Source organism: Pseudomonas sp. DF5 (assembly GCF_058148225.1).
Window position 1 is genome coordinate 48730 of sequence record NZ_JBYVYM010000033.1, and the last position, 22883, is coordinate 71612.

Annotated in this window: 17 protein-coding genes and 1 tRNA gene; 17 read left to right on the forward strand and 1 reads right to left on the reverse strand. The window is 57.5% G+C overall.

The features are described 5' to 3' along the window. Positions 1-77 precede the first annotated feature (77 nt). From AC30D7_RS25195 to AC30D7_RS25245, 11 genes are all read left to right on the forward strand, one after another. Positions 78-154 (forward strand) — tRNA-Met (locus tag AC30D7_RS25195). 278 nt (positions 155-432) lie between these two features. Further along, positions 433-3075, forward strand: a complete 2643-nt coding sequence (gene mprF, locus AC30D7_RS25200; RefSeq protein WP_490135895.1) for a bifunctional lysylphosphatidylglycerol flippase/synthetase MprF — start codon at positions 433-435, stop codon at positions 3073-3075. After that, entirely contained in the window at positions 3075-4370 is a 1296-nt protein-coding gene (locus tag AC30D7_RS25205) for a virulence factor family protein (protein WP_490135896.1), read from the forward strand. The genes mprF and AC30D7_RS25205 overlap by 1 nt, the downstream gene beginning before the upstream one ends. A 649-nt stretch (positions 4371-5019) precedes the next feature. Continuing rightward, complete coding sequence (gene hsdR / locus AC30D7_RS25210) at positions 5020-8496, forward strand: type I restriction-modification system endonuclease (RefSeq protein ID WP_490135897.1); 3477 nt, start codon at positions 5020-5022, stop codon at positions 8494-8496. A gap of 79 nt (positions 8497-8575) precedes the next feature. Beyond that, the gene (locus AC30D7_RS25215; protein ID WP_490135898.1) at positions 8576-9214 is read left to right on the forward strand and encodes a hypothetical protein; all 639 of its coding nucleotides are present in this window, start codon (positions 8576-8578) and stop codon (positions 9212-9214) included. Positions 9215-9216: 2 nt separating this feature from the next. Then, positions 9217-9921, forward strand: coding sequence for a hypothetical protein (locus AC30D7_RS25220; RefSeq protein WP_490135899.1), 705 nt, complete (start codon positions 9217-9219; stop codon positions 9919-9921). After that, positions 9922-10605: a PP2C family protein-serine/threonine phosphatase gene (locus AC30D7_RS25225; RefSeq protein WP_490135900.1), complete on the forward strand. Its 684-nt coding sequence runs from the start codon at positions 9922-9924 to the stop codon at positions 10603-10605. It begins immediately after the preceding gene. A 58-nt stretch (positions 10606-10663) separates the two neighbouring features. Next, entirely contained in the window at positions 10664-12211 is a 1548-nt protein-coding gene (locus AC30D7_RS25230; protein ID WP_490135901.1) for a class I SAM-dependent DNA methyltransferase, read from the forward strand. After that, entirely contained in the window at positions 12204-13592 is a 1389-nt protein-coding gene (locus tag AC30D7_RS25235) for a restriction endonuclease subunit S (protein ID WP_490135902.1), read from the forward strand. Before AC30D7_RS25230 ends, AC30D7_RS25235 begins: the two co-directional genes overlap by 8 nt. Continuing rightward, the gene (locus tag AC30D7_RS25240; protein WP_490135903.1) at positions 13589-14572 is read left to right on the forward strand and encodes a hypothetical protein; all 984 of its coding nucleotides are present in this window, start codon (positions 13589-13591) and stop codon (positions 14570-14572) included. The genes AC30D7_RS25235 and AC30D7_RS25240 overlap by 4 nt, the downstream gene beginning before the upstream one ends. A 369-nt stretch (positions 14573-14941) precedes the next feature. Beyond that, on the forward strand, positions 14942-15268 hold the full coding sequence (locus tag AC30D7_RS25245; RefSeq protein WP_490135904.1) for a DUF3077 domain-containing protein: 327 nt from the start codon (positions 14942-14944) through the stop codon (positions 15266-15268). A gap of 228 nt (positions 15269-15496) precedes the next feature. Here AC30D7_RS25245 and AC30D7_RS25250 read toward each other — a convergent pair whose 3' ends face one another. Then, the gene (locus AC30D7_RS25250) at positions 15497-17398 is read right to left on the reverse strand and encodes a potassium transporter Kup (RefSeq protein ID WP_490135905.1); all 1902 of its coding nucleotides are present in this window, start codon (positions 17396-17398) and stop codon (positions 15497-15499) included. A gap of 290 nt (positions 17399-17688) precedes the next feature. On the opposite strand from AC30D7_RS25250, the gene rimO reads away from it, so the two are divergent. The 6 genes from rimO (at position 17689) to tsaA (ending at position 22860) form a co-directional block, all read left to right on the forward strand. Further along, positions 17689-19026 (forward strand): 30S ribosomal protein S12 methylthiotransferase RimO, encoded by a 1338-nt coding sequence (gene rimO / locus AC30D7_RS25255; protein ID WP_018926946.1) that lies wholly within the window; start codon positions 17689-17691, stop codon positions 19024-19026. A 125-nt stretch (positions 19027-19151) separates the two neighbouring features. Continuing rightward, on the forward strand, positions 19152-19625 hold the full coding sequence (locus AC30D7_RS25260; protein WP_028939229.1) for a GNAT family N-acetyltransferase: 474 nt from the start codon (positions 19152-19154) through the stop codon (positions 19623-19625). 127 nt (positions 19626-19752) lie between these two features. Beyond that, the gene (locus tag AC30D7_RS25265; protein ID WP_490135906.1) at positions 19753-20463 is read left to right on the forward strand and encodes an rRNA pseudouridine synthase; all 711 of its coding nucleotides are present in this window, start codon (positions 19753-19755) and stop codon (positions 20461-20463) included. 75 nt (positions 20464-20538) lie between these two features. Next, a complete protein-coding gene (locus AC30D7_RS25270) occupies positions 20539-21009 on the forward strand; it encodes a YehS family protein (protein ID WP_490135907.1) in 471 nt (156 codons plus the stop codon). 193 nt (positions 21010-21202) lie between these two features. Then, positions 21203-21973 (forward strand): SDR family oxidoreductase, encoded by a 771-nt coding sequence (locus tag AC30D7_RS25275; RefSeq protein WP_490135908.1) that lies wholly within the window; start codon positions 21203-21205, stop codon positions 21971-21973. 185 nt (positions 21974-22158) lie between these two features. Next, the gene (tsaA, locus tag AC30D7_RS25280) at positions 22159-22860 is read left to right on the forward strand and encodes a tRNA (N6-threonylcarbamoyladenosine(37)-N6)-methyltransferase TrmO (RefSeq protein WP_490135909.1); all 702 of its coding nucleotides are present in this window, start codon (positions 22159-22161) and stop codon (positions 22858-22860) included. Positions 22861-22883: the final 23 nt, after the last annotated feature.

Sequence of the window (22883 nt, forward strand, 5' to 3'; positions counted from 1 at the left end):
GATTCCAGTTTATTTGATCCATACTTGGATTAACGGTTGACACTCCGGCGTTCGCCTGTAGAATGCCGCCACACAGACGCGGGATGGAGCAGTCTGGTAGCTCGTCGGGCTCATAACCCGAAGGTCGTCGGTTCAAATCCGGCTCCCGCAACCAAACATCAAAAAAGGCTACTCGAAAGAGTGGCCTTTTTTGTATCTGTTGAAAAAGTCCTTTCGCAACAATGATCTGTCACTGTGCAGTGAGCCGTTCGGGGTCGCCAGACTGTGAGTTCAGACCTAGGCTGAACCGCAAGGAAAACCCTCGACGACTGGTGATGCGCCATCGCCGATACCCGGTGAGACGCGTTAATATTTGTGATTATTTTTTTCTACAGGGATTGGTAACTTGGCTGGATACCCCCATCCTGTCGCGCACAATCCAAGAGGTGATTGATGCGCGCCAACTCGTCTGATCCACAAGACACCGTCACAGCGACACAACCGATCAAAGCAGAGCGACTACGCTTGCTGGATCGAATCAGCAAATACCGTCAACCCATCGGTCTGGCGGTCACTTTGCTGTTGTTCGCCATCGCGTTGATTGCCTGTCGTCACCTGCTGAGCGAACTCGATCTGTACGCGCTGCACGACTCGATCCTGGACGTTCCCAGACCGGCCTTGTTGGGCGCGTTAGGCGCGACCATCATCGGCTTCGTCATTTTGCTGGGTTACGAATGGTCGGCCAGCCGATATGCCGGCGTGGCGTTGGCCCCGCGAATCGTCGCACTGGGCGGCTTCACCGCGTTCGCCATCGGCAATGCCATCGGGCTGTCGCTGCTGTCGGGGGGCTCGGTTCGCTATCGTTTATATGCACGGCATGGCGTGGGGGCTTCGGAAGTCGCGCACATGACGCTGTTTGCCAGCCTCTCGCTCGGCTGTGCCCTCCCGCCCCTGGCTGCCCTCGCCACCCTCAGCAACCTGCCCGCCGCCTCACTGGCCCTGGGATTCTCCGAGACGTTGCTGGGGGCCATTGCAGGGGCCGTGCTGCTGCTCACCGCGGTATTGGCAATCGGTATCTACCGCCGTCGCTTGCCGGAACAGCCTTACCCGGACAACCTGCTGGTCAAGGTCGGCCGCCGGACATTGCGCTTGCCGGGCCGCCGCCTGACCTTCCTGCAACTGGTCATCACCGCCCTGGACGTGGCCGCTGCCGCGACCGTGCTCTATCTGCTGCTGCCGGAAGCACCACCCTTCGGTGCGTTCCTGCTGGTCTATCTACTGGCCCTGGCCGCTGGCGTGCTCAGCCATGTACCCGGCGGTGTCGGGGTGTTCGAAGCGATTTTGCTGGCGGCCTTCGCCGACAAGCTCGGTGCCGCGCCACTGGCCGCCGCCCTGCTGCTCTACCGCCTGATCTACGTGATATTGCCGCTGCTGGTGGCTTGCTTACTGCTGCTGATCAACGAAGGCCAGCGCCTGTTTCAGACTCGCCAGACGCTACGCGCAGCCTCGGGCCTGGCCGCGCCGATTCTGGCGGTGCTGGTATTCCTGTCCGGCGTGGTGCTGCTGTTCTCCGGCGTGACACCGGAGATCGATACGCGCCTTGAACACATCGGTTTTCTGATCCCGCATCGACTGGTCGACGCCTCGCACTTCGGCGCCAGCCTGGTGGGGGTTCTCTGCCTGCTGCTGGCTCAGGGCTTGCGTCGCCGCCTTTCGGCCGCATGGATGCTGACCACCATTCTGTTGTTGGTCGGCGCCGTGCTCTCTCTGCTCAAAGGCTTCGATTGGGAAGAAGCCAGCCTGATGACCCTGACAGCAAGTTTGCTGGGGGTTTTCCGGCGGTCGTTCTACCGCCCCAGCCGCCTGACCGAGCTGCCGTTTTCGCCGCTGTATCTGGTGTCGAGTCTTTGCGTACTCGGCGCCTCGATCTGGTTGCTGCTGTTCGCCTATCAGGACGTCCCGTACAGCCATCAACTCTGGTGGCAGTTCACCCTCGACGCCGACGCCCCGCGAGGCTTGCGCTCATTGCTAGGTGCTGCAGTCCTGCTGGTGGTGGTATCGCTGACGTGGCTGCTGCGCACCGCGCGTCCGATAATCCATCTGCCAACCTCCGATGAACTGGAGCGCGCGGCAAAGATCCTCATGGCTTCAAACCAACCGGATGGCGGCCTGGCCCTGACCGGTGACAAGGCGCTGCTGTTTCACCCCAACGACGAAGCGTTCCTGATGTACGCCCGCCGTGGCCGCAGCCTGGTGGCGCTGTATGACCCGATTGGCCCGACCCAGCAACGGGCGGAAATGATCTGGCAGTTCCGTGACCTGTGCGATATCCATCACGCCCGCCCTGTGTTTTATCAAGTACGCGCTGAGAACCTGCCGTACTACATGGACATCGGCCTGACCGCGATCAAGCTCGGCGAAGAAGCCCGGGTCGATCTCAAGCGTTTCGATCTCGAAGCCAAAGGCAAAGAGATGAAGGACCTGCGCTACACCTGGAACCGTGGCACCCGTGACGGCCTGTCGCTGGAGATCCATGAGCCGGGACAAGCGCCGATGGACGAGCTCAAGGTGATTTCCGATGCCTGGCTGACCGGCAAGAATGTGCGCGAGAAAGGCTTCTCGCTCGGACGTTTCAGTGATGACTACCTCAAGCACTTCCGTGTCGCGGTGATTCGTTTCGAAGGGCGCCCGGTGGCGTTCGCCAACCTGCTCGAGACCTACGGCCATGAACTGGCCAGCCTCGACCTGATGCGCGCACACCCCGACGCCCCTAAGCTGACCATGGAGTTCATGATGGTCGGCCTGATTCAACATTATAAAAATCATGGATACGCGCGCTTCAGCCTGGGCATGGTGCCATTGTCGGGGTTGCAACCCCGGCGCGGCGCACCACTGACCCAGCGGTTGGGCTCGATGGTGTTCCGCCGTGGTGAGCAGTTGTATAACTTCCAAGGTTTGCGCCGCTTCAAAGACAAGTTCCAGCCTGACTGGGAACCCCGTTATATGGCCGTGCCCGCCGGACTCGATCCGCTGGTGGCCCTGGCCGACACTGCCGCCCTGATTGCGGGCGGCTTGACTGGATTGGTGAAACGCTGATGATTCAACGCTCCCTGCGGTACGTACTGGCCACACTGGTAGTGCTGGCCCTGATTGTCGGTGGCGGTTACTGGTACCTCAAACGCCCGGCGCCAGAACCGACCCTCGAACTGCTGACGCCGGCCGATGGCGCCGTGATGACCCGCGTCATCCCCGGCACCACGCCGCGCGCGCAGGTGCTGGTGGCGGTCAATGAAGAGCAGAAGCTCAGCGATAAACAATTGATGACCCTGAGCCGCAGCGGCTCGGCGCAGATCGTCCAGGTAATCCTGCCCAAGGACTGCATCCAGCAAAGTCGTACCCTGCAAGCAGGCCTCAGAGAACTCAAAGGCCCGGCAACCCTGGTCAGCGGCATCGGCCCCGGCGCGGTGCTGGCATGGCGCTGGCTGTCCGAGCAGAAGGACGACAAGGCCCAGGCCATTTCGGTTGACCTGGCCCTGGAAAAGCCCGGCTGTACCCACCTGCTGCCAAAAAGTGCCGCCCATGGTCACTGGCTGGTGGCCTGGAACGACAACCCGGACGACACCAGCGCCGGCTTCGTGCGTGACCAGCCCAACGCCGAAACCAGCATCAGCGACTACGACATCAACCTGCCGCAAGTGCTGAACAACGAACTGCGCAAAACCCTCGTCGGTGGTGATAAAGCCGCCGGCGGCCTGCAGATTCCGGTGGTCGAAGTGCCGGCCGGCCAGGCCAAGGACACCGTCACCCTATTCCTCTCCGGCGACGGCGGCTGGCGCGACCTGGACCGCGACGTGGCCGGCGAGATGGCCAAGATCGGCTACCCAGTGGTCGGCATCGACACCCTGCGCTACTACTGGCAGCACAAGAGCCCGGAACAAAGCGCCCTGGACCTGACCGAACTGATGCAGCACTACCGCCAGAAATGGGGCACCAAGCGTTTCATCCTGACCGGCTACTCATTCGGCGCCGACGTTCTGCCGGCCATCTACAACCGCCTGCCGGAAGCCGAACAGCAGCGGGTCGACGCAATCATCCTGCTGGCCTTCGCCCGCACCGGCAGCTTCGAGATCGAAGTCGAAGGCTGGCTCGGCAACGCCGGCAAAGAAGCCGCCACCGGCCCGGAAATGGCCAAGCTGCCGCCGGCGAAAGTGGTGTGCATCTACGGCGAGGAAGAAGTCGACGAAAGCGGCTGCACCGACAAGACCGCCGTGGGCGAAGCGATGAAACTGCCTGGCGGCCATCACTTCGACGAGAACTACCCGGCGTTGGCGCAGCGGTTGGTGGATGCCATCGTGAAGCGTCAAGCGAAGGAGACGGCGGCTCAGGAGTGATCTGAGTCCCCGGACACAAAAAAGCCCCCGACACCTTATGGTTGCGGGGGCTTTTTCATTAGCACGCAATTTAACCGCACCACAGATCCCTGTGGGAGCGGGCTTGCTCGCGAAGACGGACTAACATTCAACATTGATGTCGACTGACAACCGCTTTCGCGAGCAAGCCTGCTCCCACAGTATCCGCGTGTCGCCTGTGCGTATGCGTCTACCGCCCGCGAGACTGGCTCTTAGTCTTTCCTGGCGTACCGTGCTCGCATGTCGTCGTGACTAACTGCCCTGGTCTGATCAAAACCGATCAATCGCTCTCCAGCTGCTGCTTCAACGCGAAGATCCTCAAGCTCATCGATCATTTGCTGGGACACATCAACGTTACTAATGACCACTGTCATTCTATTTCCCCCTTACTCGCTATCGTGCGCGTACACATGTTTTGTGCGCAAACATTGCGTCGAATTGAACATAGATCAAGCTAGCGACCAACAGGAGAAGCCCCCAGACACAAAAAAAGCTCAATGCAGTGGGCGCTTGGACTAAGCCCCGCCAAGCCATAGGCAAACCTAGTCAATCTTGAGTAAGCTCAACACAATATTGCGCAAACCAAGTTCAACTAGGCGCAATCAAGGGATGAGCATGCATAGGATTGAACATGGCCGCGAACAGTAACTTCTCCTTTCTCCAGGAACACGACCCCGTTTTCCTTCAGCTTGCGAGCACGGCCGAACAGATCTTTGCCAGCGATCCCAACACCACCCTGATGAAGCTGCGGCAGTTGGGCGAGGCTTTGGCTCAAGACCTGGCCAGTCGTGCCGGTATTGAATTCGATGCAACTACCACGCAGTCCGACCTACTCTACAAATTAGGTCGGGACATCCAGCTGGACCAAAACATCCGCGATCTGTTTCGAACGCTTCGCGTCGAAGGCAATAGAGCCACACACCAATTCCGTACTCAACACCGTGAGGCCATGGACGGACTCAAGGTCGCCCGCGCTCTAGCCATTTGGTACCACCAATCGTTCGGTAAAAATGGCGACAAGTTCCAACCTGGTCCCTTCGTAAAACCGGATGACCCCAGCGCCCCGCTGCGCGATCTACAAAACCAGATTGAGCAGCTGAAAGCGCAATTGAGCGAGTCTAGCCAGAAGCTTGAAAGCAACCAGCAGTTGACTGAGTTGAAGAAGCGCGAGGCCGAAGAGTATTCCGTTCTAGCAGAGCAAATGGATGCTGAATCGCGCCTTTATCAGCAGCAAGCCAAACAGCATGAAGCCGAGCTGGAGAAGTTGCGCGCTGAGCACGAGAAGCGCATTAAAGCTTTGCAAATTCAACTTTTGACTCAGCCTCAAGCTTCGTCACAGGTCATGCATCACACAATGCAGGCCACTCATAAGTTCGATCTGAGTGAAGACCTCACCCGCATCCTCATCGACCAGCAGCTGCTCGACGCGGGCTGGGAAGCCGACTCCCTAGACCTGACTTTTGGAAAAGGCGCCCGTCCCGAGAAGGGCAAGAATAGAGCGATTGCTGAATGGCCTACGAGCAGCCCAAAAGCCTGTGCCGACTATGTCTTGTTCGCAGGTTTGACGCCGGTAGCCATCGTTGAGGCCAAACGTAAACGTATCAACATTGCAGACCGCATCCCTCAGGCTGAGCGCTACTCTCGCGAATTCAAGTTCACCCCGGAACATCAGCAGCCATGGCTACTCGCCGGCCTCTACGCCCCTTGGAATGATGGTGAAGGAGCAGATTTCAAAGTGCCCTTTGCCTTTGCCTGCAATGGTCGCCCTTACATCAAGCAGCTCGCCGAACATTCCGGGACCTGGTTCCGAGATCTGCGTAGCCCGGCCAACACTGCCCGCCCCCTGCAAGATTTCCATACGCCCAATGACTTACTGGATCTGCTCAAACGCAGTCAGGCAGAGGCCGAAGCCAAGCTTAAGGAAGAAGGCTTCGCCTACCTAAAATTGCGCGATTATCAGGAAAAGGCCATCCATGCAGTAGAACAAGCGCTAGCCAACAACCAACGCGACTGCTTGCTTGCCATGGCCACTGGCACAGGTAAAACCCGCACCATCATCGGCTTGATGTATCGCTTCCTGAAAGCTGAGCGCTTCAAGCGCATTCTGTTTCTGGTCGACCGCAGCGCCCTCGGTCTTCAGGCCATCGACTCGTTCAACGACACCACCCTTGAACAAAACCACACACTTGCTCAGATCTACGACATCAAAGAGCTGGGTGACATGGCGGCCGAAGCGGAAACCCGCATCCAGGTGGCCACCGTGCAGGCGATGGTTAGCCGCATTTTCCGCTCTGACACACCACCGTCGGTAGGCGAGTTCGACTGCATCATCGTTGACGAAGCCCACCGTGGTTACACCCTCGATCAAGAAATGAGCGAGGGTGAGCTGGCTGTCCGTGATCACAATCAGTACCTCTCACAGTACCGCCGTGTGCTGGATTATTTCGACGCATGCAAAATCGGCCTGACCGCCACCCCAGCCAAACACACCAGTGAGATTTTCGGTAAGCCGGTATTTACCTACAGCTACCGAGAAGCCGTGGCGGATGACTGGTTGATCGACCATGAACCACCGATCCGCTACGAAACCCAACTCAGCAAAAACGGCATCCGATTTGAAAAGGGAGAAAAGGTCAGCATCATCGATACCCAGACCGGTGAAATTGATGTCGCCGAACTGGAGGACGAACTTAACTTCAATATCGAATCGTTCAACCGCCGGGTGATCACGCCTGCTTTTGACAAAGTGATCTGCGATGCCCTAGCCAATGAGCTGGACCCTTTCGGCGAAGAAAAAACCATGATTTTCTGCGTCAACCAAGCCCATGCCGAACGGGTAAAAAACCTTTTGAACGCTGCCTTCAAAGACGCCTACGGTGAGCAATACAACCAAGCGACAGTTCAAATCATCACCGGCCAGAGCGACAAAGTTGAACAACTGATTCGTAAGTACAAGAACGAACCACACCCCAGCATCGCGATCACAGTCGACCTGCTGACCACCGGCATCGACGTACCGAAAATCTGCAACCTGGTGTTTATGCGCCGGGTGCGCTCACGCATTCTCTATGAACAGATGAAAGGGCGCGCTACCCGCCGTTGCGATGAAATTGGCAAAACGGTTTTCCGCATCTACGACCCCGTCGACCTCTACGCCAGCCTGGAAGCTGTCGACACCATGAAGCCTCTGGTGAAGAACCCGAATGTTTCGCTAGAGCAATTGGTCAGCGAACTCACCAGTGATGCGAGTCATGACGCTCCCGGCAATCAGGACGACAGTAGCCACGCACATGATGTACTCGACGTACTCAGCCAGCGCATCATGCGAATTCTGCGCAAAGCTGACCATAAAGCGGAAACCAAGCCCTCGTTGAAGAAAAAGCTCGAAGAGCTTGAAGATATTTGGGGGGTAGAACCCGCCAAACTGCACAAGCATCTGCACGAACTGGGACCCATGCAGGCGGCCCAGTTTATTAGCCAGCATAGCCAGTTGCTGACCCAACTGGATGCCGTCAGCAACCTGATGGGCTCGGACAACTATCCGATTATTTCCACCCATCGTGACGAACTGATGGTGCGCGAGCAAAGCTACGGTACCTACCACAAACCCCAGGACTATCTCGAAAGCTTTCACGATTTCGTCCACAGCCAGCTCAACCAATCCGCAGCTCTGGGCGTGGTAGTCAATCGACCGAGAGACCTTACTCGCGAACAACTGCGCAATGTCCGCTTGCTGCTGGATCAACATGGGTTCAGCGAAGTCAGCCTCAAAAGCGCGTGGCGCAATCAGACCAACCAGGAAATCGCTGCCAGCATCATTGGTTACATCCGCCAAGCCGCTATCGGCGAAGCTTTGCTGCCCTTCGACCAGCGCGTGGCCAACGCCATGCAAAAAATCTACGCACTTGAGCAGTGGACGCCAGTACAACGCAAATGGCTTGATCGCTTGGCAAAACAATTGGTGCACGAGGTGATCATCGACACACAACAGGTCAACGAAGCCTTTCAGAACGATGGCGGCATCAAAAGCCTGAATCGGCACCTCGGCGGCAAACTAGATAAAGTACTGGAAGCTTTGAATGACAATCTTTGGCCAGAAGTCGGCTGAGCCTGTTGACAGGCGCCAAACATAAATGGCTACACTGTCCTCAGTCCTAGGACAGAGGACGGTAGATAGCCGAGGCCACATGAAGAGTCAAGACGTAGTTTTACTGATCAAACTGATTTGCCTGGAACAGCGTGAGCGTTCGCAGCGCACGCTCGACAGCGAAACGGCACAACTGATCAAGCTCAGCGATACCGACGAAGTAAAACAATGGCAAGGCTGGGAAGACGACTCGGAACAAGATCCGCCAGTCCATCACGAGAGCTACTCTGTTCGCGCCCTGGAAGCCTCACTTGGCATTAGCAAAACCGAGGTCGGCGCGGCATTGAAACGCTGCCTGGAGATCGGATTATTACGCGTCGACCCAAGCTCCCATTTCATTCGAGTCAACAGCAAAGCATTGCTAGGCTTTATCGAGCACGGTTTGCGTTATGTCTTTCCAGTGAAACCCGCAGAAATTGTCCGCGGCATTCCAACCAGCTTTTCCGCCCCCGTTTTACAAGACAAACTAATGAGCGGTGGCGACCTCATTCACGTTTGGCCAGACGCCTATGGCTCTCGCAAAGGACAGTCCATCACTCCCTTGTTCAAGACAGTACCGGGCGCCGTCAAAAAAGACCCCAGGCTGTATGAATACCTGGCGCTCATTGATGCCGTCCGCCTGGGTAATGCCCGGGAAGCCAATCTTGCCAACCAAATTCTGCGCGAAAGGATTCTCTAAACATGAGCCGAACACAAAACATTGAGATGCTCGAAGTCGTCGCCAAGGCGCTCGGCGAAGACCTGTGCAAAGAGGTCGCCTTCGTCGGCGGTTGCACAACAGCCTTGATGCTGACCGATGAATTCAGCCTGGAAGAAGTGCGCTACACCGACGATGTCGACCTGGTCGTGCACCTGACCGGCTATGCCCAGTGGCAACAGCTGGTGGAACAACTCAAGCAAAAAGGCTTTAAGCAATCGCAGCAGGATGAAGTCATCTGCCGCATGCGCCTCGGCGAACTGAAAGTCGACTTCATGCCCGCAGACGCCGAAACCGCCGACCTACTGGGCTGCAACAACCGTTGGTTTAAAGATGGCTTGGCCAGCGCGCAATGGCACGAGTTACCCAGCGGCCGTCGCATTCGCCTGTTCAGCCCGCCCTTCTTCCTGGGTAGCAAACTCGAAGCCTACGCTGGCCGTGGTGCTCAGAACCCACTGGGCAGCCAAGACCTGGAGGACATACTCAATCTGGTTAACGGTCGCGAAGAACTGGCGAATGAAGTCGCGTCTACCGCCCCTGAGCTGCGCTCCTATCTGTCTCAAACACTGGCAGAACTGCTGGGGAATAACGACTTTGGCTACCTGGTACAGGATGCCGCTCACGGCGATAGCGAGCGTGAACAGATCATCTGGCAGCGTTTGCACCAAATCGTCCAGGTCTCCGCCTGAATGGTCGCAACGATAAGATGGCTCACACAGGCAGGCACCCACACCGAGGATAACCGTGATGCCTTTGCCCATGCGACTCAGGCACGCGCCAGCGTCTACCTGGTTGCCGACGGCAGCAGCAGTCATCCTCGCAGTGGGGAGCAGGCCCAAACCCTGCTCAATGAGCTAACCATCGGTTTTAGCCAGCTCCCAATGGCTGAACTGAACGCCGAGAAATTGGCCGACGCGATGTTGCACCTCATTGCCCGCAGCCATCAGATGCTACGTGATGATTTCCCCCTCGCGGCCTGCAGCTATCTGGTGCTATGCCTGCTTCCCGATATTGCATTCACTGTCCATGAAGGTGACTGCTGCCTCGGCTCCATTGACCATGACGGTGAAATCAGGTGGCTGAGTGCTGTACATTGCGCCCCTAACTGGCAGGGCGACCTTACCCATGCGCAGATTACGCGTGCGTCATCGCGTCATACGTTGACTCGCTGCTTCAGCGCCAGACGAACGAGCAACCCTGAAATCAATTACTGGCCTGCTCGCCCGAACCAACGCTGGTTGCTGGCGAGCGATGGCTTCTGGGCCGGCTTATGCCCCCAGACTCAACAGACTTTTTTGCGCGACGGCCACCTGCCCGCCCCGCCCACCGATGACGACATCAGTTGCCTGAGCGTCATCACCCCACCGACTTGATGAGCCGAACCCTTCACCTTTTTCGACTCATATTCAGACCCTTTTTAGAGTAGTTCCCATGAACAACAGCGACATCGTCCAGAAGCTCTGGAACCTTTGCGACGTCCTCCGCGACGACGGCATCAACTACAGCGACTACGTCACCGAGTTGGTGCTGCTGCTGTTTATCAAGATGGAGTTCGAACAGGTTCAGAACAACGACAACTTCAGCCACAAGCTGCCTGAGGGCGCGCGCTGGCCAGACCTGGCTGGTAAATCAGGTATCAATCTGCTCGACCACTACCGGCAGATGTTGCTTGATCTGGGTAAAAACACCGATCCGCTAATCGCAGCCATCTACGCCGATGCCCAGACCCGGCTGAAAGAGCCGCGCCACCTGGAACAATTGATCAAAAGCCTTGAGGGGATTGACTGGTTCAGCGCCCGCCGGGATGGCTTGGGTGATCTTTATGAAGGTCTGCTGGAAAAGAACGCCAGCGAAACTAAATCGGGTGCAGGGCAGTACTTCACCCCGCGTCCGTTGATTGACAGCATCATCAGCTGCATCAAGCCCCAGGTCGGTGAGACCATTCAAGATCCGGCTGCCGGTACCGCAGGCTTCTTGATTGCTGCGGATGCCTATATCAAGGGCCACACCGACGAACATTACGACCTTGATGAAAAAGCTCGCAGCTTTCAGCGCAACCGTGCCTTTGTCGGCGTTGAGCTGGTGCCTGGCACCCGCCGCTTGGCGCTGATGAACACATTGCTACACGGCATGGAAGGTGACGAAGAAGGCGTAGTGCATCTGGGCAATACTCTCGGCCAAACCGGGGCCAGCTTGTCGAAAGTCGACCTGATTCTCTCCAATCCACCGTTCGGCACCTCCAAGGGCGGCGGAGGTCCGACTCGCGATGACCTCACTTACAAGACCAGCAACAAGCAGTTGGCCTTTCTCCAGCATATCTACCGTGGCCTCAAGCCCGGTGGCCGAGCCGCCGTGGTGCTGCCAGACAACGTACTGTTTGAAGCGGGCGTTGGCACCGATGTACGCCGCGATCTAATGGACAAGTGCAACCTGCACACCATCCTGCGCCTGCCTACTGGCATTTTCTACGCCCAAGGCGTAAAGACGAACGTACTGTTCTTCCAGAAAGGTACCATCGACAACCCCCGTCAGGATCGAAGCTGCACACAGCGCGTATGGATTTATGACTTGCGCAGCAATATGCCTAGTTTTGGTAAACGCACACCGTTCGGCGCAGCCCACCTCAAGCCTTTCGAAGATGCCTATGGAGTGGATGCCAATGGCAACAGCCCGCGCGCAGAGAACGTCGAAGGCATTGGTGAACTCAGTCGTTTCCGGGTGTTCACCCGCGAGCAAATCGAACAGCGTGGCGATTCGCTAGATATCGGTTGGTTGAAAGATGCGGACAGTATGGATGCTAACGACTTGCCGGCCCCGGAAGTTCTAGCCGGCGAAGCTATGGCGGAACTGACCGAAGCGTTACATGAACTGGAAGAGCTGATGAAGGCGCTGGGTGCTGGTGATGAAGTGGCTGCGCAGAAGCAGTTAATAGCGGAAGTGTTGGGCCTTGAGGTAACTCGTGAGGTGGATAATGAGTGATTTGCCAAGGGGTTGGCAGCTAGCCACTTTGGGAGAAATTGGCTATGTGCAAAGCGGCATTGGTTTTCCTATTGAGTATCAGGGGCTGGCTTTCGGCGACTATCCCGTCTACAAGGTAGGAGATGTGTCTCGCGGAGTGACTCAATACAATGGAAAGCTTCAATTCGCAAATAACTATGTAAATGCTGATACAGCGAAAATACTTAAAGGTCAAATCTTTGAAGTCGGTTCAACGTTGTTCGCTAAAATTGGCGAAGCACTAAAACTAAACAGACGGGGATTTGTCGTCAGAGCAGGCTTAGCCGACAACAACGTAATGGGTTATAAATCAGAGCAAAGCATTGACGATCGTTTCATTTATTACTTCTTGCGCACTCAAGATTTCGCGGAACACTCTCGTTCAACAACTATCCCATCTATTCGTAAAGGCGATATAGAAGACATCAACATCGCCCTCCCCCCAAGTCACGAACAAACCCAAATCGCCCGAAAACTCGATGAACTGCTGGCGCAAGTCGACACCCTCAAGGCCCGCGTCGACGCAACCCGTGCCCTGCTCAAACGCTTCCGCCAATCCGTCCTAGCCGCAGCAGTTTCCGGGCGGCTAACGGAGGAATGGCGAACGCAGCAAGCCATTTCCTCTGTAGATTTGAAACATGAGCACTCGCAGCCCCAGTCAAAACTACATGCTGGCTGGGGTTTTAGAAAGCTTCCGGAATTAGGTGAGTTAGCTCGCGGAAAATCAAAGCATCGCCCTAGGAATGATAAAAAGCTTTTCGGCTCAGAGTACCCATTCATACAGACTGGGGAGGTCGCAAACTCAGTTGGCCGTATTGATTCGGCGAGAATTTTTTATAGCGAATTCGGACTTTCACAAAGCCGTCTCTTTCCTAAAGGGACGCTCTGCATCACTATCGCAGCTAATATTGCCGACACCGCAATATTGAACATTGATGCATGTTTTCCAGATAGCGTTGTGGGCTTCATTTCTTTACCTATGTCATGCGAAGTTCTTTTTATTAAATATCTAATTGACGCAAACAAGCAAAATCTTGAGGATTTTGCTCCCGCTACAGCACAAAAAAACATCAACCTTAAAATATTGAGAGAATTAAGCTTCCCAATGCCTCCCCATAAGGAGCAAACCGAAATCGTCCGCCGCGTCGAGCAACTCTTCGCCTTCGCCGATCAATTGGAAACCAAAATCACCTCGGCCCAAACCCGCATCGACCGCCTGACCCAAAGCATCCTGACAAAAGCCTTCCGCGGAGAACTAGTCCCACAAGACCCGAACGACGAACCCGCCAGCGTGCTGTTAGAACGCATCAAAGCTCAGCGCACCGCTGTACCCAAGACCAGTCGTAGTAGGAAAAGCGCATGACACGCGTGTTCATTGCTAACTTCGGGCGGGAAAACTACGAGTGGCCTAACTGCCTTCGTCGCTCGACGGTGGCAACCATGAACTCCGTTGAAACTCATGATCTTTGGCTGGCCGGCGAGCGCGAGGCATTCATTCAGACTTCCATGCTCGTCGAGAAGACGGCCCTAGGTTTAGCCCCAACACGCTCTGTCGCATCTCGTTGGTTCAATTTGATGACGATCATCGCTGAGACTTCTGGCGACATCTGGATTCATCGAGAGAAGAACGAGCTTTGGTGGACCGAATCACTGCCGGACGCCCCCACGTTTGAACTCAGCGAAGACCCCACCGGGAACAAACCGAAGCCGGTCTATGTTTGCCATAAACCTTGCAAGCCGTGGTCGAGCAAAAGCCTGAGCGGCAGCCGTTTGGAGTGGAAAGGTCTTCACCCCAAGGCGCGTGACTTCCTATCCACCGAAGCCACGCTTCAGCAGTTGTCCTCAGATTACGCTGAGTACGCGCTGGCGCTTGTGGAGGGTACAGATCTGAGCCCTTGGCATGCGCGTCAGGTGTGGCAGGACAAGCTGAGCTTACGCAAAGCGGGTCCTTCGACCTCCTTTGGAGGCCTCCAGCGTTCCGTATTTGAAATGGCGCAAACAGCCTGGCGAACGACGCAAGCCGCTAACGGACAGGAGGAAACGCGCACGGTCAAAATCAAAGACTTTGGATTCCGTGACCAAGATGAACTACGCGCCTATCTGGAAGAGCTTTTCACCCTGCAGGAAGGCTTATGCGCGTTAACAGGCATATCGTTGCGGCACCATAGCTCGGAAGTGGACGAAGAACTCGTTTGTTCACTGGATCGCATAGACAGCAATGGCCACTACGAACCGGGAAACCTGCAGATCGTCTGTCGATTCGCCAATCGCTGGAAAAGCGACAGTGACAACGCGGGGTTCATTCGCTTGGTTCAAATGCTCAAGAACTCAATCGACTTGTAAATTCGCTCGCAACGTTTAGTTTTGTTTAATTAAAGGTGTCGCAATATCGGATGACGCCCGCAGACCTTGTAGGCAAACTCCTAATCTCGCGTTTGGGCACTTTGCCGCCTTGTCGTGCTTTTCTTCGACGGGATACTCTCCGGACGTCGCTGACCTTTCAGCGATCGGGCTTGGAAACCCGTCGGATACTAGCCGCAACAGCGACCTTTCATGATTGCATGCGTGTTTTGTGATCATGAGTTATGGCAGCTGTGCGTGGGACGCCCTCGGGCGTGCCGGTTTCCTAGTTCCCGGTTTCCAACCTGCGTACAGCTGTCACCCATTCGCTTGGAAACGAATGAGTCAGCTCCTCAACTAGGATTTTTGACTATGACTAAAATTGATGCTTCCACGATTTCAGATTTAAAAACCATAGGCTTCACCCCACTCATCTACTGCTCAGACCAGGCCTTATTCAACGTCCGCGCCGGCGTCCCCATCGTTGATGCCTTGTCACAAGCCTCAGACCTGCTGTTCCTCGTCAAATCATTTACCGAGGATGCAGCCTACGCAAAAGACACTGACCGTCACGCCTGGGCCGCGCATTACCTGACGGCGATGGGCAAGGCAGTGATTGATGATGTAGTGAAGGTACTGACACCGCGACCTGCTCGGACAAAGACCGAATCTGAAGAAGAGCTGCCTGGAAGCCAGTAAAGGCATAGAGACGGAAAAACCACGTTCCAGCAGACACTCAAATACCTGTGGGAGCGGGCTTGCCCGCGATGACGGCAGCAGATCCAACATTGATGTGGCAGACATACCGCTATCGCGGGCAAGCCCGCTCCCACAGGGTTCTTCGTTGGATTCGGGGATTGGGATCAAATGGCAGTCAATAAAAAGCCCCCGCTACCTTCATGGCAACGGGGGCTTTTTCATGGGGGCTTACATCTCGACCTGGGTACCTAGTTCAATCACCCGGTTCAGCGGCAGATTGAAGAAACGCAGGTTGCCATTGGCGTTTTTCAGCATGAAGGCGAACAACGCCTCGCGCCAGCGGGCCATGCCTTCGAGCTTGGAGGCGATGACCGTCTCGCGGCTGAGGAAGTACGTGGTGCGCATCGGGCTGAAGTCCAGGTCATCGAGATGACACAGCTTCAGCGCTTGCGGCACGTCCGGCTCGTCGGTGAAACCGAAGTGCAGGATGACCCGGAAGAAGCCTTCGCCATAGGAATCAACCTCGAAACGTCGTTGCGGCGGTACGCGCGGGATGTCTTCGTACACCACTGTCAGCAACACCACTTGCTCGTGCAGCACCTGGTTATGCAGCAGGTTGTGCAACAGCGCGTGGGGCACGGCATCCGGGCGGGCGGTCAGGAACACGGCGGTGCCCTGGACCCGATGCGGCGGTTGCACGCGGATACTGCTGATGAAGATCGGCAGCGGCAGCCCACCCTCGTCCAGGCGATCCACCAGCAGTTGCTTGCCGCGTTTCCAGGTGGTCATCAGGACGAACAGTGCGATACCGGCGATCACCGGGAACGCGCCACCCTGAACGATTTTTGGCACGTTGGCGGCGAAGTACAGACCGTCCACCAACAGGAAGCCGAGCAATACCGGAACCGCAAGAACCGGTGGCCACTTCCACAACAGCAGCATCACCGCCGACACCAGAATCGTGGTCATCAGCATGGTCCCGGTCACTGCCACGCCGTAGGCCGAGGCCAGGGCGCTGGAGGACTCGAAGCCCAGTACCAGCAGGATTACGCCGACCATCAGCGACCAATTCACCGCGCCGATATAAATCTGCCCTTGCTCGGCACTGGAGGTGTGCTGAATGCGCATGCGCGGAATGTAGCCGAGCTGGATCGCCTGGCGGGTCAGGGAGAATGCACCGGAGATGACCGCTTGCGAGGCAATCACCGTGGCCATGGTCGACAACGCGACCAACGGGATCAGCGCCCAGCTTGGCGCCAGCAGATAGAACGGGTTGCGGGCCGCTTCCGGATCACCGAGCAGCAATGCGCCCTGACCGAAGTAGTTCAGCACCAGTGCGGGCAACACCAGGATGAACCAGGCCCGAGCGATCGGCTTGCGCCCGAAGTGGCCCATGTCCGCGTACAGCGCCTCGGCACCGGTCAACGCCAGCACCACGGCGCCAAGAATCGTGATCCCCATGCCTGGATGGTCCATGAAGAAGCGTACGCCCCACACCGGGTTTATCGCTTGCAACACTTCCGGGTGTTGGTTGATGCCGTACACGCCCAGCGCGCCGAGTACCAGAAACCAGGTGACCATGATCGGCCCGAACAGAATGCCGATCCGGGCCGTACCATGACGCTGGATCAGAAACAGCGCCACCAGCACGATCAACGACAGCGGCACCACCCAATGGTCAATGCCTTCGAAGGCCAGCCCCAGCCCTTCGATCGCCGAAAGAACGGAAATCGCCGGGGTGATCATGCTGTCGCCGTAGAACAGCGCCGTGCCGATCAGCCCGCAGACCACCAGCAGCGTGCGCAATTTTGCATGCCCCCCCGCCGCTCGTCGTGCCAGCGCGGTCAAGGCCATGATCCCGCCTTCGCCCTGGTTGTCGGCACGCAGCACGAACATCATGTATTTGATCGACACGACCCAGATCAGCGACCAGAAGATCAGCGCCAGAATGCCCAGCACGCCGTCATGGTTGACGGGCACGCCATAGCCACCGGAAAACACTTCTTTTAGGGTGTACAACGGGCTCGTGCCGATGTCGCCATAAACCACTCCGACCGCCGCAACCAGCATGCTGATCGGCTTCGCCGCCGAATGTCCGCCGGCTATCGCCTGACTACTTGCCTGCCCCATCCATCACTCCTACTACTCAGATCCGGGCTTCTTCAAAGAAGCACTATGATTTGTGGTGCAGCATGCACTGTTTTACTTGTTGTTACAGACGATTTATTGACTGTAAAAAATCGGTAAAGCGTAAAGGCGCGAAGCATAGCGCAGCACTCGTCGTATTTCCCTGCATAAAGCTGGTCAAGTGCGCCGCCCATCGTTAGAATTGCGCACTTTTTGACCAGAGGGTGCAACATAGCGCCCGTCTGTCGCCTTGCCGTCATCGGCTGGAGGCGTCACAAATACCGAGGTTAGACATGTCCACCACTCCTGCGCCGGCCAATCCAAAGGTTGGCTTCGTATCCCTGGGTTGCCCGAAAGCACTGGTCGACTCCGAGCGCATCCTTACCCAGCTGCGCATGGAAGGCTATGACGTTGTGTCCACTTATCAGGACGCCGACGTCGTGGTGGTCAACACCTGCGGCTTCATCGACTCGGCCAAGGCTGAGTCCCTGGAAGTGATCGGCGAAGCCATCAAGGAAAACGGCAAGGTCATCGTGACCGGCTGCATGGGCGTCGAAGAAGGCAACATCCGTAACGTGCACCCGAGTGTACTGGCCGTGACCGGTCCGCAGCAGTACGAGCAAGTGGTCAACGCCGTGCACGACGTCGTGCCGCCGCGTCAGGATCACAACCCGCTGATCGACCTGGTGCCGCCGCAAGGGATCAAACTGACCCCGCGCCACTACGCCTACCTGAAGATTTCCGAAGGCTGCAACCACAGCTGCAGCTTCTGCATCATCCCGTCGATGCGCGGCAAACTGGTCAGCCGCCCGGTCGGTGACGTGCTCGACGAGGCCCAGCGCCTGGTCAAGTCCGGCGTCAAAGAGCTGCTGGTGATTTCCCAGGACACCAGTGCCTATGGCGTCGACGTGAAATACCGCACCGGTTTCTGGAACGGCGCGCCGGTGAAAACCCGCATGACCGAACTCTGCGAAGCCCTGAGCACCCTCGGCGTCTGGGTTCGCCTGCACTACGTTTATCCGTACCCGCACGTCGACGAGCTGATCCCGCTGATGGCCGCCGGGAAAATCCTGCCGTACCTGGACATCCCGTTCCAGCACGCCAGCCCGAAAGTCCTCAAAGCCATGAAACGCCCGGCCTTCGAAGACAAGACCCTGGCGCGGATCAAGAACTGGCGCGAGATCTGCCCGGACCTGATCATCCGTTCGACCTTCATCGTCGGCTTCCCCGGCGAAACCGAAGAAGACTTCCAGTACCTGCTGAACTGGCTGACCGAAGCCCAACTGGACCGCGTCGGCTGCTTCCAGTACTCGCCGGTCGAAGGCGCACCGGCCAACGATCTGGACCTGGAAATTGTTCCGGACGACGTCAAGCAAGACCGTTGGGATCGCTTCATGGCGCACCAGCAGGCCATCAGCTCGGCACGCCTGCAAATGCGCATCGGCCGTGAGATCGAAGTGCTGGTGGACGAAGTCGACGAGCAAGGCGCGGTCGGCCGCTGCTTCTTCGATGCCCCGGAAATCGACGGCAACGTGTTCATCGACAACGGCAGCAACCTGAAGCCGGGCGACAAGGTCTGGTGCAAAGTGACTGACGCCGACGAATACGACCTGTGGGCTGAACAGATCTAAACGCAAAAAATACGAAAAGCCCCGCTCTCTTGACGAGATGCGGGGCTTTTTTACGTCTATCTTTTTGTGGGAGAAAAAACTCGCAGCCTTACGGGAACGGCTCTTAACAGAAGGAGCAAGCGGCCATGCGCCAACATTCGGTCATTTACACACCGAAACAGAGCGACTACGAAGAACTCACCCACGTGTGGGAGGCCTCGGTGCGCGCTACCCATGACTTTCTGCCCGACAGCTACATCGAACTGCTGAAGAACCTGGTCCTGACCCGCTACCTCGACGCGGTGATGCTGATCTGCACCAAAGACTCGCGCCAGCGCATCACCGGGTTCGCCGGCGTCGCGGCGGGCAAGATCGAAATGCTCTTCATCGACCCGGATCACCGTGGCCAGGGACTGGGCAAGCAATTGTTGCGCTACGCACTGGAGCACCTGAACGCCGATGAACTGGACGTCAACGAGCAGAACCCGCAGGCCCTGGGATTTTACTTCAAGCAGGGCTTCGAGGTGATTGGTCGCTCCGAGCATGACGGCATGGGCCAGCCCTATCCGTTGCTGCACATGCGTTTGCGCCAGGGCCAGCAACTGGCGCGCAATGGCTGACCACCATGGCGCCATGTGGGAACGGGCTTGCTCGCTCCCACATTAAAAACACATGAGGCAAATGGACCCGCGATTAACCGGCGCCAGGCAGGTACAATGCCCACCCCTTTTTTGTTACGGCCCTGTCATGACTGACCCGATTCGTCTCTCCAAACGCCTCATCGAACTCGTCGGCTGCTCCCGTCGGGAGGCTGAGCTGTTCATCGAGGGCGGCTGGGTCACCGTCGACGGTGAAGTCATCGACGAGCCGCAGTTCAAGGTCGACACCCAGAAAGTCGAACTCGACCCAGAGGCCAAGGCCACTGCGCCAGAGCCGGTGACCATCCTGATGAACGTTCCTGCAGGCATGGACGCGGACACCGCCATGGCGACCCTCAGCGCCGCGACCCTGAGCGAAGAACACCGCTACGGAAAACGTCCGCTCAAGGGCCACTTCCTGCGCCTGACCGCCAGCGCCGACCTGCAGGCCAACGCCAGCGGTCTGCTGGTGTTCACCCAGGACTGGAAGATCCTGCGCAAACTCACCGCCGATGCCAGCAAGATCGAGCAGGAATACGTGGTCGAGGTCGAAGGCGACATGGTGGCTCATGGCCTCAACCGTCTGAACCACGGCCTGACGTACAAGGGCAAGGAGCTGCCGCCGGTCAAGGCCAGCTGGCAGAACGAAAACCGTCTGCGCTTTGCCATGAAGAACCCACAACCGGGCGTGATCGCCCTGTTCTGCCAGGCTGTCGGCCTGAAGGTCGTCGCCATCCGCCGCATCCGCATCGGCGGCGTGTCCATCGGCAAAGTGCCCGTGGGGCAATGGCGCTACCTGTCCGGCAAAGAGAAGTTCTAAGGCTTTTCCCGCCGCCATACATTTCGGCGCCGCAGCTTCATGCCGCGCCCACAGCGAAATATCAGGACTGCACACATGATTCATAACGACGTACTGCGCAGCGTGCGCTACATGCTCGACATCAGCGACAAGAAAGTCATCGAGATCATCAAGCTCGGCGGCATGGACGTCTCGCTGGAAGACCTGGTGACGTACCTCGACAAGAAAGAAGAAGACGAGGAAGGTTTCGTACGCTGCCCGGACGAAGTCATGGCGCATTTCCTCGATGGCCTGGTGATCTTCAAGCGTGGCAAGGACGAAAGCCGTCCGCCGCAGCCGATCGAAGTGCCGGTGACCAACAACATCATCCTGAAGAAGTTGCGCGTCGCCTTCGAACTGAAGGAGGACGACATGCACGCCATCCTCAAGGCCGCCGAGTTCCCGGTGTCCAAGCCTGAGCTGAGTGCGCTGTTCCGCAAATTCGGCCACACCAACTACCGCCCGTGCGGCGATCAATTGCTGCGCAACTTCCTCAAGGGCCTGACCCTGCGCGTGCGCCCGCAGTAAACCGCGCAGCGCGCCCTGTAGGAGCCGGCTTGCTGGCGATGGCGATCTTGAGAACGCCATCGCCAGCAAGCCGGCTCCTACAAGCGCGGTCGCAAACCAATCTGTATAGATGTTCATTCCGCGCAAAAATAGTGGCTCCGCTTCCAGCGGCTGAAGACTAGGGTGTATTGACCCTCAGCTCTCAGGACTCGCCATGCATCCCTACTTCTCTCTGCAAGGCCGCACCGCTCTGGTGACCGGCGGCACCCGCGGTATCGGCAAAATGATCGCCAAGGCTTATGTCGAGGCCGGCGCCATCGTGTACGTGTGCGCCCGGGATGCCGAAGCCTGTCAGCAAACTGCCGATGAGCTGAGTGCCTTCGGGATTTGCCACGCCGTGGCCGCCAACCTGGCTCATGAAAAAGGCGTTCAGCAACTGGCCACGCAATTGAGCGAACAGATCGGTCAACTGGATATTCTGGTGAACAATGCCGGTACCACCTGGGGTGCGCCGCTGGAGAGTTACCCGGTCAAGGGCTGGGAAAAAGTCATGCAGCTCAACGTGACCTCGGTGTTCAACTGCATCCAGCAATTTCTACCGCTGCTGCGCAAGGCCGGTTCGGCGGCGAATCCGGCACGGATCATCAACATCGGTTCGGTGGCCGGGATTTCTTCCTTCGGCGAACAGGCGTATGCCTACGGCCCGAGCAAAGCCGCCCTGCATCAACTGTCGCGGATTCTGGCGCGAGAGCTGGTGAGCCAGCACATCAACGTCAACGTGATTGCGCCGGGACGTTTCCCGAGCAAGATGACTCAGCATATCGGCAATGATGAGCAGGCGCTGGCCGAGGACACGGCGTTGATTCCGATGAAGCGCTGGGGCCGGGAGGAAGAGATGGCGGCGCTGGCGATCAGCCTGGCGAGTACGGCCGGGGCTTATATGACCGGGAATGTCATTCCTTTGGATGGCGGGTTCAGTCTCTAGATCGGCGGCGCGGCTATCGCGGGCAAGCCACGCTCCCACAGGTTTTATGCCGTACACAACATTTGCGTTCACTCGAGAACCTTGTGGGAGCGTGGCTTGCCCGCGATGACGGAGTAATAGGCAGCACCGATCTCGAGGCCGCTCGGGTTATCATGCCGCCCTAATCCCGGCCTCGACCCCAGACCATGACCTACAGCGTTTCCCCCATCGGCTTCGTGCGCTCCTGCTTCAAGGAGAAGTTCGCCATTCCGCGTCAACCGCAACTTGCCCCGGCCGCTCGGGGCGTGCTGGAACTGGTGGCGCCGTTCGATCAGGGTGATGCGGTGCAGGGGCTGGAGCAGGTCAGCCATGTGTGGCTGTTGTTCCTGTTCCATCAAGCGCTGGAAGAAAAGCCACGCCTCAAAGTCCGCCCTCCGCGCCTTGGCGGTAACAAATCCATGGGCGTGTTCGCCACCCGCGCGACGCATCGCCCCAATGGCATCGGCCAGTCGGTGGTCAAACTGGACAAGGTCGAAGCCAATCGGCTGTGGATCTCTGGCATCGACCTGCTGGACGGCACGCCAGTTCTCGACATCAAACCCTACGTGCCCTACGCCGACATCATCGACACGGCGTCCAACGACATCGCCAGCGCCCCGCCGCTGCTGATTCCCGTGCAGTGGACGGACTCGGCCCTGCAACAGGCCCACGGCCACGCTCAGCGGCTTGGCGAACCTCTGGTCGAGTTGATCGAGCAATGCCTGGCACAAGACCCACGCCCGGCGTACCAGATTCCTACGCCTGAGCGCGAATACGGCGCGCAGTTCTGGGATCTGGATGTGCGCTGGCATTACCCCGAACCAGGGCTTATCCGCGTTCTCGAAGTCATTCCCGTAGCCAATCCGTAGGCGATTGCGTCCGGCATAAAAAT